The organism is Corallococcus terminator (assembly GCF_003611635.1).
Classification (GTDB): domain Bacteria; phylum Myxococcota; class Myxococcia; order Myxococcales; family Myxococcaceae; genus Corallococcus; species Corallococcus terminator.
Genome location: NZ_RAVZ01000282.1, coordinates 1 through 13,322 on the forward strand (window position 1 = coordinate 1; position 13,322 = coordinate 13,322).

Below are 13,322 nucleotides of genomic sequence, written 5' to 3' on the forward strand. Positions count from 1 at the left end.
GGGCAGGGCGCAGTGCCAGGCGGTGACGTCGATGGCGGCCTCGGTGGGGCCGTAGAGGTTGTGGAGCTGGGCGGAGAGGCGGGAGGCGAAGCGCTGCTGGACGTCTGCGGGGAGGCCTTCGCCGGAGGTGAAGACGTAGCGCAGGCCGGAGCAGCCGGAGAGGTCGGGCTGCTCCAGGAAGGCGCGCAGCATGGAAGGGACGAAGTGCAGGGTGGTGACGCGCTGCTGGAGGATGAGGTGGGCCAGGTAGGCGCTGTCCTGGTGGCCGCCGGGGCGCGCGAGGACGAGGCGAGCGCCGCTGAGCAGAGGCCAGAAGAACTCCCAGACGGAGACGTCGAAGCTGAAGGGCGTCTTCTGGAGGACGGCGTCGGTAGGGCCGAGCTGGAAGGAGCGCTGCATCCAGAGGAGGCGGTTGGCGACGGCGCGGTGGGAATTCATGGCGCCCTTGGGCTGGCCGGTGGAGCCCGAGGTGTAGATGACGTAGGCGAGGGCATCGGGTGAGAGGGCGAGCGCGAGTGGGCCGGAGGGCTGGAGCGCGAGCAGGGGCCCCGCCTCGTCGAGGAAGAGGCGCGAAGCGGAGGAGGGCGGGAGGGTGGAGGCGAGCGCGCGCTGGGTGAGGAGGACGGGGGCGGCGCAGTCGGAGAGCATGAAGGCGAGGCGCTCGGCGGGGTAGCCCGGGTCCAGGGGCACGTAGGCGGCGCCGGCCTTGAGGACGCCCAGCAGGGCGATGACGAGCTCGACGGAGCGCTCCAGGCAGACGGCAACGGAGGATTCGGGGCCGACGCCCAGCGAGCGCAGGTGCCAGGCGAGCTGGTTGGCGCGCTCATCCAACTGGCGGTAGGTGAGGGCCTGGCCTTCGAAGACGAGGGCGGTGGCGTCGGGAGTGCGGCGCACCTGGGCTTCGATGAGCGCGTGCAGGCAGTCCTGCTCCGGGTACACCACGTCGGTGCGGTTCCACTCCTCCACCACCTGCTGTGCTTCTGCTCGCGTCAGCAGGGGCAGGGCGCTCAGGGGCTGATGCGCATCCGCCGCGATTCCCGCCAGCAGGTTCTCGTAGTGCGAGGCCATGCGGCGGACCGAAGCGGGGTCGAAGAGGTCCGTGCTGAATTCCAACCAGCCCCGCAGCCCTTCGGCCGTGTCCTCCATCAGGAGCGTGAGGTCGAACTTGGCGGTGACGGCCGGCATCTCCAGCGGCGTGACGATGAGCCCCGGCAGTTCAATCTGCCCCGCGGGCGTGTTCTGCAGGGCGAAGAGGACCTGCACCACGGGGTTGCTGCTGAGGTTGCGCTCCGGGTGGAGTTCCTCGACCAGCCGCTCGAAGGGAAGATCCTGGTGGGTGTACGCGTCCAGGGTGACGCGCCGCACGCGCTCCACGAGTTGGAGGAAGGACGGATCCCCGCTCAGGTCGATGCGCAGGGCCAGCGTGTTGACGAAGAAGCCGATGAGCGATTCGAGCTCGCGGCGGCCCCGGTTGGCGATGGGCGTGCCCACCACGAGATCGTCACCGGCCCGGTAGCGGTGCAGCAGGCCCGCGAAGGCGCCCAACAGCACCATGAACAGCGTGGCCCCTGTCTTCTCTCCCACCGCCTTGAGCTGCTGCGTGAGCCTGCGCCCCAGATGGAAGGACACAGCGTCCCCGCGAAAGGACTGCACGGGAGGCCGGGGGCGATCCGTCGGCAGCGCCACCTGTGCGGGTGCCCCGGTGAGCTGCTTCTTCCAGTAGGCGAGCTCGCGCTCCTGCTTGTCGCCGCGCAGCCACTCCCGCTGCCAGCATGCGAAGTCGACGTACTGGAGGGTCAGCTCCGGCAGCGCGCCGGGCGTTCCATTCATCGAGGCTGCGTAGAGCTGGGTCAGCTCCCGGACGAACAGGTGGATGGACCACCCGTCGAACACGATGTGATGGAACGTGAGCAGCAGGACATGCCGCTCCGGCCCGAGCCGCAGCAGCGTGAGTCGCAGCAGGGGCGGCCGGTCCAGCGAGAAGGGCGTGCGCGCCTCCTGCGTGGCCCGTCGCTGGACTTCGTCATCCTGCGCGGCGCTGTCCAGGCCCTGGAGATCCACGACGGGCAGTGGCACCGCCAGCTCCGGGGCAAGCACCTGGATGGGTGCATCCGCTTCGAGCAGGAACGAGGCCCGCAACGCCTCGTGGCGCTGGACGATCGTGTTCAGGCACTGCTCGAGCGCTTCGCGCCGCAGCGGCCCGTCGAGGCGCAGGACGCCGGGGATGTTGTAGGCGAGGCTCTGGCCTTCGAACTGGCACAGGAACCAGAGCCGCTGCTGCGCGAACGACAGCGGCATCCTCGGCTGTCGCGCGACCCGGGGGATGGCGGACTCCGCCGGGGCCTTCTCCCTCGCGGACGCGGGCTGCCGCCGGGCGAGCTTCTGGAGGATCTGCTCGCGCTGCTCCGGGGGCAGGCGCTGCAACTGCTTGAGCAGGTCATCCATGACGGGACTCATCGCCGGGCGCGGCGTTCACTTCCGCGAGCAACTCGCGGAGCGCATCCAGCTCCGCGCCCTCCAACGTGCCCGCGGCCACCCGCGCCTTGAGGTCATCGACGGCGGCGGTGTGCCCTGCGTTCGCGGCGTCCAGGTGGGCCGCGAGCGCCGCGACCGTGCGCAGCTCCAGTAGGGTCCGCAGCGGCACCTCCACCTGGAAGTGATCCCTGGCGCGCGTGGAGATCTGCGTGGCCAGCAGGGAGTCTCCGCCCACCTCGTAGAAGTCGTCGTGGACGCCCAGCCGCTCCAGGCCGAGCACCTCCGCCCAGATCCTCGCCAGGGCCTCCTCGGTGGGATTGCGCGGCGACGTGCCTCCCTCCGCGCGGGCCGCGCGGGTCGCGTTCGGCAGGGGCAGGGCCCGCCGGTCCACCTTGCCGTTGGCCGTCAACGGCAGCGCGTCCAGCATCACGAAGGAGGAAGGCACCATGTACGGCGGCAGCCGCTGGGCCAGGTGCTCGCGCAGCACGTCCCACCGGCCCCGACGCGTCGACAGCGGCCCACGCGCGAGGATGACGTCGAACCCCAGGTAGTCCGACAGGGTGCCCGGCTGGTGCAGCACCTCGCTCTCCTCGAAGCCCGTCTGGGCGAGCATGCGCTGCCAGAGCTCGCGCGACAGCAGCGGGTGACTGTTCCTCAGCTCCTCGTCCACGAACCGGTCGAAGCCCTGCTGCAACCCCATGCCCAGGTCGAACGAGGGGAAGAAGCGCGTCTCCTCGATGATCAGCAGCACCCCGCCCGGCGCCAGCAGCGAGCGCAGGTGTCGCAGGCTCTCCTCGATGCGCGCGGTGCCGTGCAGCACGCTGACCGCGACGACGACATCGTAGGCGTGCGCTTCGAAGCCCTGGGCCACGGGCGGCTTCTCCACGTCCAGCCGCTCGTAGGCGAGGAACGGGAAGCGCGCGAACTGCTTGCGCGCCTCCTGGAGGAAGTACTGGGAGATGTCGGTGAAGACGTAGGAGGTGCGCTCCGCGGGCAGCAGCGGCAGCAGGTGGACGGTGGCCGTGCCGTAGCCGCCTCCCACCTCGATGATGCGCAGCGGCCGCTCCGCCGGTAGCTGCTCGACGACCGCGCGCATCACCTGGGCGGCGGTGGCGTTCGCCCGGGGGAAGAGCTTCTGGTAGACGCGCGGCGTCTCCTCGGCGGCGTAGACCTGGGCGGAGTGGACGCGCTCGGTGAGGATGTCCGCCAGCCCCTCGGCCACGTCGAGGAACTTCTCCACGTCCCCCATCGCGAAGCCCGCGCTGGCCTTCAGGTGCCGGCCCAGCTCCTCGCGTCGCGCCTCACGCGGCTTCACCGGCAGCGGCGCCGGATTGGTGAAGCGCTCCCCCTCCTGGAGGAGGTGCCCCTCGCGGGTGAGGGCCTGGAGGGCTCGCGCGAGCCACCGCTCATATCGGGGTGAAAGACGACAGCGCGCCATCAGCTCGGAGCGCTCATGACGTTCGCCCGGCGTGGCGTAGGCCCCCAGCTCGCGCAGGGCGCGGCAGACGGCGTCCAGGTAGATGCCATTCAGGGCCCCCCAGAGCGCGGTGAAGCCCTCGATGTCCTGCGTGTCCCGGCGGGCCTCCGCGCGGCCCGCTTCGATGAGCGCGCGCCACCGGGCGTGGACCTCCCCCGGTTCGGCGTGCTCACCCTCCAGCAGTCGCGAGCCCTGGCTCCTGCCCGGAACGACATAGGCGAGGAGCTGCTTGGGACCGCGGAGCTCACCGACCGCGGTGACGACGGTCTCCTTCACATCCGGGTGTTGCAGCAGGGCGGTTTCAATCTCCCCCAGCTCGATGCGGAAGCCGTTGACCTTGACCTGGAAGTCCTCGCGGCCGAGGAACTCGATGTCGCCGCCCGGCAGGTAGCGTCCCAGGTCGCCCGTCTTGTAGAGCCGCTCGCCGGTGCGCGGGTGGGTGATGAAGCTGGCCTGCGTGCGCTCCGCGTCGCGCCAGTAGCCGAGCGCCAGGCCCTGTCCGCCGATGTAGAGCGCCCCCGGCACCCAGACCGGGCACGGTTCGAGCGCCGGGTTGAGGACGTGCAGGTGCTGGTTCGCCAGCGGCTTGCCGTAGGGGATGCTCTTCCAGTCCGGGGCAACCTCCCCGATGGGGTGGAAGATGGACCAGATGGAGGCCTCGGTGGCGCCTCCCAGGCTGACGGTCCGCGCCTCGGGCCAGTGCGACCGGATGGAGGGAGGCAGCGCCAGGGGCACCCAGTCACCGCTGAGCAGGCACAGGCGCAGGCCCGGCGGCACCTGTCCGGGATGGGCTCCCAGGTAGTCGACCAGCAACTGCATCAGGGCGGGCACGGAGTTCCACACCGTCACCCCGTGCTCCGTCATGAGCCGCGCCACGCTGGCGGGATCCCGCGCCTCGTCCGTGCTCGGGATGACGACGGCCCCGCCCGCGGCCAGCATTCCAAAGACGTCGTGGACCGACAGGTCGAACGTCAGCGCGGAGATGGCGAGCGTGCGATCCCCAGGCCCGATGGCGAAGCGGCGGTTGATGTCGAGCAGCGTGTTGACCGCGCCGCGATGGCTGATCATCACGCCCTTCGGGACGCCCGTGGAGCCGGACGTGTAGATGATGTACGCGAGCCCGTCCGGATCCTGCGCGACGAAGGGCAGCGGTCCGGGGTCGGGTGCGTGGAGCGCCTGCGCATCGAAGGACAGCCGGCGCACGCCCGCGGGCCACTCCAGGGTGTCCTCCAGGGCGGTCTGCGTCACGGCCAGGACGACGCCGGCCTGCTCCAGCAGCGCGGCCCTGCGCGTCGCGGGCCACCGCGGATCAATGGGCAGGTACGCCGCGCCCGCCATGAGGATGCCGAGCACGGCGGGGACCTGCTCCCAGCCCTTGTCCATGATGACGGCGACGAGCGTGTTCGCGCCGACGCCGCGCTCCCGCAGGGAGGTGGCGACCTGACGCGCCACCCGGGCCACGTCGGCATGGGACAGCGTGCGCTCCGGGGTGATGACGGCCGGCGCGTCGGGATGGCGACGGGCCTGCTCCTCGAAGAGGCCGTGCAGCAGTTGTTCGGAAGGCGGATGCAGGGTGGCGTTGGCGCCCTGTCGCTCCGACAACTGGGAGGCGGGCAGCAGCGCGGTGCGCTCCGCGCTCCATCCGGCGTGGCCCGTGGCCAACTGGCGCACCAGGTGCTCGTAGGCGCCGAACATGTCGTCCAGCAGGCCCGGAGGGAACAGCGCCTCCACGGCATCCCAGGTGAAGAGCAGGGCGCCGCCGCGCTGCTCCACGAGCTGGTGATCCAACCAGACCTGGGGCGTCTGCCCGATGCCGTAGAGCACCTCGCCCAGCCAGTCCTCCTCGGGCGAGGTCTGCCCCGCGGCGCCGAGCGCCAGGGTGCTGGTGAAGACGACGGGCATGAGCGCCTTCTGGCCACCGCCCTCGCGCCGCGCCAGCTCCCGCAGGACGCGCACGCCGCTGAAGTGGCGGTGATCCAGATCGCGCCAGAGCTGCTCCTGCAGCCGCAGGCCCCGGTCGGTGAAGGACTCCGGGCGCGAGTGGTCCACCTCCAGCAGCGTCAGCGAGGTGAAGTCCCCGACGAGCCCGTCCACCTGGGAGTGCAGCGGCAGGCGGTTGAAGAGGGTCAGGTTGAGCGTGAACCGGGGGTTCTTGCTCCAGGTGCCCAGCACCTCCGCGAACGCGGCGAAGATCGCCACGGAGGGCGTGAGGCCCGCCTGGGTGGCCTGATGCTTCAGCGCCTGCCAGTCCTCGCGGGACAGGAGGAAGGCCCGGCGCTCGAAGACGGTCTCTTCCAGCGCGCTGGGACTCTTGGACAGGGGCAGCTCGGGCGCGGGGGCCAGGGTGTCCAGCCGGCCCATCCAGTAGGCCTTGGAGCGCGCGTGGTGCTCCGTCTCCCGCAGGGCCTGCTCGGCGAGGACGTAGTCGCGGAAGGACAGCGCCAGCGGGGGCAGGGGCTGCTCGGGGTGGTGGTAGAGCCAGGCCCACTCGCGGAAGATGAGCCCCATGCTCCACACGTCCGCGATGAGCGCGTCGAGGCTCAGGTGGAGCCTCAGCCGCTGCCCGTCCATGAGCGAGGCCCGGATGTCGAACAGGGGCCAGCGGTCCGACGGGAGGACCTGGTGCGCCATCTCCTGCCGCAGGGCCGCGAGCCGGGCGTCGATGACCTCGCCGGGCTGTCCGCGCAGGTCCACCACCGCGAGCTGGTAGGGCGGCGGGGACTCCAGGATCCGCTGCCGCCCATCCGGGAGGATGACGGCCCGGAGCATGTCATGCCGCGCGATGAGCTGGCGCAGGGCGGCCTCCAGCCGGACCGGATCCAGGCCGCGGCTCTCCAACTCGCAGTAGCCGTGGGTGGAGACCTGGCCCAGCTCGAAGGCGCCGCTGCGACCCAACCAGTAGGCGTGCTGGACGTCCGTCAGCGGGAAGGGTTCGAAGCGCTGCGCGAGAGCGGGGATGAGCTGGGGCAGCGGCGATGCGGGGGTGGCACGGCGCAGGAACGCGAGCAGCTCCTCCTTGTGCTCCTCCACGGCCGCGCGCATGCGCGCGTCGAGCGCCCCGCGTGGAGCCCGGCACCGCAGCTTCTCTCCCTCCATGTGGAGGGTGATGCCCTTCTGACGCAGCTCCGACAGCAGCTCTTCGACGCGTCTCACGTGCGGTCGTCCCTTTCCATGTCGTTCCTGACCCCATGCCGGAGGGGCCGGTCCCAACGGCGGCCCGCGGACGGCTACGGTGCCACCGCCCGCTCCAGGCACCAGCGCAGTTGCTTCGCGAGCGCTTCGACCTGGTCCTTGTCCATCATCAGGGCCAGATGGCTGCCGGGCGTTTCGTAGATCTCAAGCTCGCCGGTGCAATACCTTCGCACACCGTTGATCAGCGGATCCGCTTCCACATGGACGTCCTGCGGCGTGCGCAGAAGCGCGACGCGCCCACCGCCATAAGGCCCGGGAACGTAGCGGCTGCCCGCCCGCGTGTTCGTCGTGAACATCTGCACGGCGTTGAGCAGGTCGTGGCCCATGCGCCGGATGAAGCGCCACTGCGAGGCCACGCCACCCTGCAGGTTCTCCCGGGGCGACACGGGCAGGCTGACGCCCACCCACTGCGCCAGCACGCGCAGCTCTTCGTAGGAGGTCGGCGGCTTCAGCTTCGACACGTAGTTGCCCAGGATCATCAACCACAGCGCCAGGTCGCGGGGCCGGTGCAGCTTGAGGGGCTTGTCCGAGTGCACCACGCCGCCGTCCAGCAGTGCCAGCAGGGCGACCTTCTGCCCTTCGGCCTCCAGGCGCCGGGCCATCTCGAAGGCGACGATGCCGCCAAAGGACCACCCTCCCAGCAGGTAGGGGCCTTCGGGCTGCACGGTGCGCAGACCCTGGAGGTTGAGCGTGACCATGTCCTCCACGCTCGACAGCATCGGCTTGCCGTCCAGCAGTCCCTGGGACTGGAAGCCGTAGAAGGGTTGATCCGGCCCCAGGGCCCGCGCCAGTTCGAGGTAGCACAGCGGGCTGCCACCGGCGGGGGCCACGCAGAAGAAGGGGACCCGGTCTCCTTCCGCGTTGAGGGCGACGACGGGCAGCTCGGCGCGGCCCCGGGGCGTGCCGACACGCGCGGCCTGTTGCTGGCCGCGCAGTTGCTCCAGCAGTCGCTGCTTCACCGGCGACAGCGCTTGTGCTCCAGGGGATGGTCGGTCCAAGGCTTCTTCTCCAGACGGGGTCAGAACCTGACCATGAGGGATTCGAGGCCCCGGGTGAGCAGGTTGAATTTCACCCGGGGAGGTCGGCGCTCATCCAACCGGAGCCCTGGCAGGCGCTGGAACAACGTCTGCAACGCGACCTCCAATTCCAGACGCGCCAGGTGGATGCCCAGACAGGTGTGGCGCCCCGTACCGTAGCCGAGGTTGGGCCCTGGCTTGCGCAGGATGTCGAAGCGCTCCGGCGCTTCGAAGACGCGCGGGTCATGGTTGCCGGAGGTGATGCCCAGGAACGCGGTCTGCCCCTTCTTGAAGGGCTTGCCGCCGAACTCGAAGTCCTCCTTGACGATGCGGTGCATGAAGGGCACCGAGCCCTCGAAGCGAACCAGCTCCTCCGCCGCCGGCCGCGCCAGCTCCGGCTGTTCGCGCAGGAGGCGCAGTTGTTCGGGGTGCTCCAGGAACACCCGCGCGCCAATCGCCAGTTGATCCGTGGTGGTGATGTTGCCGCCCACCAGCGTGGCGATGCACTGGGCCACGATGTCCTCTTCGTCCAGCTCCGCGCCCTCGTGCCCCGCGATCCACAGACCCAGCAGGTCCTCTCCCGGTTGATGCCGCTCCTGCGCGAGCCGACCCCGGAAGTAGGCGTCCAGCCGCGCGATGGCGGCATTGGCGCGCGGCGCGGCGGCTTCCATCTGGTGCAGCGCGCCCCCGAAGAACGAGGCGATCCGCTCCGAGCACTCGTGGAACATCGCCTGGTCCGCGGGGGCCACGCCGAACAGCGCGGTGATGACGCGCCCGGGGAACGGGTCGGCGAAGTCCTTGACGACATCCAGCTCTCCGCGGGTTGCCACCGCGTCCAGCAGGTCGTGGGTGGTCCGCTCCACCACGGGGCGCCAGCTTGCGAGTCGCTGGGGACCGAAGCCCCGGCTGGCCCACCTGCGCGTCGTGGCGTGGGCCGTCCCATCCTTCATGGTGATGAACCTGCGCGTGAAGCGCAGCAGGTGGTCGGTGGTGCCCGGCGCGGCGCGGCGCAACTGGGGCTCCAGCGTCGCGTCCACGCGTTCGGAGCTCAACTGAGGGTGGCGGAACGCGCTCGTCACCTCCGCGTGACCCATGATCAGCCAGCCCATGAAGGTCGGCGACCAGGACACGGGAGCGGCCTCGCGGATCCGCTGGTAGATGTCCGCGGCGCGGACCGCTCCTTCGCGCGTCATCAGTCCCAGTTCGGGAGCCTGCGGACGGTTGGTCACGGAGGGGTCTGGCATTGCTCGACGATAGGGATGCACGTCGCCGCACGTCAACGAACGAAGCAGGAAGCAACGGACGCGACGCGGCATGAATCGATCACACCCCACCTGCTGCGTCGCATGTTCGTGGCATGAAGGTGAAGCTTGTACTTGAAGGTGGCGAGCGTAGGCTCCGTCACGGCTTGCGCGGGCACTGGCCCGCGCGTTCCAGTCAGTCTTTTGCAGAAGCCCCCAAGCAGCTCGACGGAGGATTCATGCCACGCATCATCTTGGTTTCGGGCAAGGGCGGGGTGGGCAAGACCACCGTCGCCGCCGCGACGGGTTGGGCCGCGGCGAAGAAGGGCCACAGGACACTCGTGCTCTCCTTCGACCTGGCCCACAGCCTGTCGGACTCCTTCGATCAGGGAGAGCAACTCTTCCAACAACACAAGGGCCTGCCGAAGCGGGTGGCGGAGAATCTGGACCTCCAGGAGATCGACGTCCAGGAGGAGATGGAGCGCAACTGGAAGGACATCTACCGCTACAGCGCCGCGCTGATGACGGGCGGTGGGCTGGACGAGGTGGTGGCCGAAGAGGTCGCCATCATGCCCGGCATGGAAGACATGGTGGCGCTGCTGCACCTCAACCGCTACGTCACCGAGAAGCGCTATGACGTCATCGTCCTGGACTGTCCGCCCACCAGCGAGGCGCTGCGCTTCGTAAGCTTCAGCACCACCCTGGACTGGTACGCGCGCAAGCGGCTGAAGATGGACCAGACGCTGGTCAAGCTGCTGCGGCCCATGGCCTCCGTGCTCAGCGAGTCCGCCAAGAGCTACCTGCCGGATGACGCCTACTTCACGGCGCTCCAGCGGCTGTTCGAGCGGATGGGCGGTATTGATCAAATGCTGCGCGATCCGAAGGTCACGTCGGTGCGTCTGGTGACCAACCCGGAGAAGATGGTGGTCCGTGAGACGCAGCGGGCCTTCATGTACTTCTGCATGTACGGCATCACCACCGACTCGGTGGTCATCAACCGGCTGTTGCCGCAGGGCGAGGGCTATTTCGCGCAGTGGGCCCAGGCCCAGCAGGCGCAGTCCCACGACATCAAGGAGTACTTCTCCCCGGTCCCCGTCTCCAGCCTGCCGTTGCTCTCCAACGAGGTGGTGGGCGTGGCCCAATTGGAGAAGTTCTCGCAGTTGCTGTACGCGGAGCGGGACCCGGCGGACTTCTTCATCGATGCGCCCTCCTATGGGTTCACCAAGAAGCCGAGCGGCGACTACCAGTTGGAGCTCCAGATGCCCTTCGTGAGCAAGGAGCAGATCGACCTCAGCCGGAAGAACGAGGACCTGGTCATCCGCGTCGGTACCTTCAAGCGCAACGTCCTGCTGCCCCGCGCGATCATTCCGTTGCGCACCGAGGGAGCGAGCATGGAGAACGGCCGGCTGGTCGTTCGCTTCGCGAAGTAGGGACCGTCCAGGTCCCCCGTTGTCCGACGTGCCCTAGCTTTCACACCATCAGGAGGATTTCGAATGGCCAGCCTCATCATCACGGATCCCGCCGCGTCCCCGCAGCAGCAGCAGCAGGAGGCCCGCGACGACGCCCCTCCCGGCGCCGAGCCCACGAACCCGACGACCACCAGCATTCCGGTGAACGCGCCCCCGGTGTTCAAGTCCCTGCTCCAGTCGGTGTCGGACCTGGCGGAGATGCAGAAGAACACCTTCGAGATCCTCCAGAAGCAGATGCTGGAGACCCAGTCGCAGGTGCTGCGCAGCCTGCTGTCCACGGTGGATCGTCGCCTGAAGACCGTCATGACCGCGCAGGTGAAGTCGACCGAGGAGAGCCCCAAGCTCACCAAGGTCGGCATCAAGTAGCGCGGTCCGCGGGGCAGCGCGGGCCTAGAACTCCACCTCCTCGACGTCCGCCTCAGGGGTGGTCGAGGGGGCGGGGTTGGCGGCCCACTGCATCAGCTCGATGGACTCGGCGATCCCGGCGACGGTCGGGGTCCGGAAGAAGCTGGCCAGAGGCACGTCGACGCCCAACTCCTCACGGAGGCGGGCGACCAGCCGGGTGGCCAGCAGGGAGTCCCCTCCCAGCATGAAGAAGCTGTCCCGGATGCCCAGCGTCTGGGTTCCGAGCAGCTCCCGCCAGAGCGCCAGGAGCTTCTCCTCCAGGGGGGTTCGAGGGGCCTCGGGCAGGGCGCGCGTGGCTGCCGTGCTTGCATCCCGGGACGCGAGCGCCTTGCGGTCGATCTTCCCGTTCGGGGTCCTGGGCAATTGTTCCCAGAGCACCCAGTGGGTGGGAACCATGTAGTCCGGCAGCTTCTTGCGCAGGAATTCGCGCAGCGGGGCCTCCACGCCGGGGCCGTTCGAGGGGCGCGGCTGCATCCACGCCTTCAGCGTGGCCGGCTCAATCTCTCCGCCCACGAAGCTGTGCAGCAGGACCTGCCGTGGCCCCAGCGCCAGCAACGCATTCATCCCGTCCGAGGCGAAGCTACCGACCGCGCACAGGCCCAACTGGTGCCGTGTCGCGTGCTCGCTCAGGAGCTGGCCCATGGCGCCCGCTTCGATGAGGCAGTAGTCCCGGGCCCGTTCGCCATACATGGGCTCCACCGCGTCGAGCTGTCCCACCAGCAGCAGGCTGAAGGCTGCCTTGTCGAACGCGGCCTCGTTGTACGCGCCGTAGTGGGCGGCGCGCAGCTCACCCGCACCGGGGTGCTTCACCAGCCGGTGCTCGACGGGGTGGTAGTAGTAGAGGCCTTCCTCCAATCCCTTCACGCGACCGGGCTTGACGCTGAGGTAGGCCCGGACGGGATAGAGGCCACCGGCGGAGGGATAGCGGTACTTGGGGAGCGGGGCCCCCGGGATGGGAATCTGGCGCAGACATGCCAGGAATTGGCCGAGCGTCTCCAGGGCCAGGGGTTCGGAGCGGAACTCGCGAACGGTCTGCCGCTCCAGGTAGGCCTGCACCAGCGCCTCATCCACCTCCGGGCCCGGCAGCGCGATGCCCTGCGTGTCCAGAGTCAGGGGTTGGAGCCCGGGCTGGCGGAGCTTGAATTGCAGCCGCTCGACGGGATCCTGGAGGACGGTCTCTCCGAGCGGCGCGGCCTCGACCGGGTGCCCGTCGTTGCTGCTGGCGTGAGAGGCATTGAGGCCCGGCCCGGGGACGATGTGGGCCACCAGCCGCCGGCTGGCCCCGGGCTCACCGACGGCGGTGACGACGGCTTCGCGAAGGGAGGGGTGGAGTGCGAGCGCGGCTTCAATCTCTCCCAACTCGATGCGGAAGCCGTTGACCTTGACCTGGAAGTCCTCGCGTCCAAGGAACTCGATGGCGCCGTGGGGCCAGTAGCGACCGAGGTCGCCCGTCTTGTAGAGGCGCTCGCCGGTGCGGGGGTGGGTGATGAAGCTGGCCTGGGTGCGGGGCTCATCGCGCCAGTAGCCGAGCGCGAGTCCGGAGCCGGCGATGAAGAGATGGCCAGGCACCCAGTCGGGGACGGGGCGCAGCAACTCGTCGAGGACGTGGAAGCGCTGGTTGGTGAGAGGGGTGCCGTAGGGAATGCTCTTCCAGTCGGGCCTGACGGAGTCGACGGGGTGGAAGATGGACCAGATGGAGGCTTCGGTGGCGCCGCCCAGGCTGATGAGGAGCAGGGAGGGCCAGAGGGAGCGCAGTTGGTCCGGGAGGGAGAGGGGAATCCAGTCTCCGCTGAGCAGGCAGAGGCGAAGGGAGGGTGGAGGAACGCGTCCCTGGAGGTGGGAGGCGAGCATCACCACGGTGGCGGGGACGGAGTTCCAGACGGTGACGGAGTGGCGGCGCAGCAATTCCTCCCAGTGGGAGGGGTCGCGGGTGAGGGCGGGCTCGGGAAGGACGAGGGAGCCACCGACGGCGAGCAGGCCGAAGATGTCGAAGACGGAGAGGTCGAAGCCCAGCTCGGAGAGGGCGAGGACGCGGTCTGAGGAGGAG

The 13,322-nt window shown here is 69.5% G+C and carries 7 protein-coding genes; 2 read left to right on the forward strand and 5 right to left on the reverse strand.

Translation table 11 applies throughout. The features are described from left to right. The 4 genes from D7V88_RS30900 to D7V88_RS30915 form a co-directional block, all read right to left on the reverse strand. Positions 1-2,445: non-ribosomal peptide synthetase (locus D7V88_RS30900; protein ID WP_158625187.1), on the reverse strand; the 2,445-nt coding region annotated here is incomplete at its 3' end. Beyond that, on the reverse strand, positions 2,438-7,105 hold the full coding sequence (locus D7V88_RS30905) for a non-ribosomal peptide synthetase (RefSeq protein WP_120544215.1): 4,668 nt from the start codon (positions 7,103-7,105) through the stop codon (positions 2,438-2,440). The genes D7V88_RS30900 and D7V88_RS30905, both read right to left, overlap by 8 nt. A 74-nt stretch (positions 7,106-7,179) precedes the next feature. Further along, the gene (locus tag D7V88_RS30910; protein WP_158625188.1) at positions 7,180-8,142 is read right to left on the reverse strand and encodes a thioesterase domain-containing protein; all 963 of its coding nucleotides are present in this window, start codon (positions 8,140-8,142) and stop codon (positions 7,180-7,182) included. A gap of 20 nt (positions 8,143-8,162) precedes the next feature. After that, positions 8,163-9,389 (reverse strand): cytochrome P450, encoded by a 1,227-nt coding sequence (locus D7V88_RS30915; protein WP_158625189.1) that lies wholly within the window; start codon positions 9,387-9,389, stop codon positions 8,163-8,165. A 251-nt stretch (positions 9,390-9,640) separates the two neighbouring features. Here D7V88_RS30915 and D7V88_RS30920 point away from each other — a divergent pair, with 251 nt between their 5' ends. Both D7V88_RS30920 and D7V88_RS30925 read left to right on the forward strand, forming a co-directional pair. Further along, complete coding sequence (locus tag D7V88_RS30920) at positions 9,641-10,831, forward strand: ArsA family ATPase (RefSeq protein ID WP_120544218.1); 1,191 nt, start codon at positions 9,641-9,643, stop codon at positions 10,829-10,831. Positions 10,832-10,894: 63 nt separating this feature from the next. After that, positions 10,895-11,236, forward strand: a complete 342-nt coding sequence (locus D7V88_RS30925) for a hypothetical protein (RefSeq protein ID WP_120544219.1) — start codon at positions 10,895-10,897, stop codon at positions 11,234-11,236. 24 nt (positions 11,237-11,260) lie between these two features. On the opposite strand, the gene D7V88_RS30930 is transcribed toward D7V88_RS30925, so the two are convergent. Continuing rightward, the coding region (locus D7V88_RS30930; protein ID WP_120544220.1) for an AMP-binding protein at positions 11,261-13,322 on the reverse strand (2,062 nt) is incomplete at its 5' end.

Coding starts and splice junctions, on each gene's coding strand:
- D7V88_RS30920 (WP_120544218.1), top strand. CDS start 9,641: ATGCCACGCATCATCTTGGTTTCGGGCAAGGGCGGGGTGGGCAAGACC.
- D7V88_RS30925 (WP_120544219.1), top strand. CDS start 10,895: ATGGCCAGCCTCATCATCACGGATCCCGCCGCGTCCCCGCAGCAGCAG.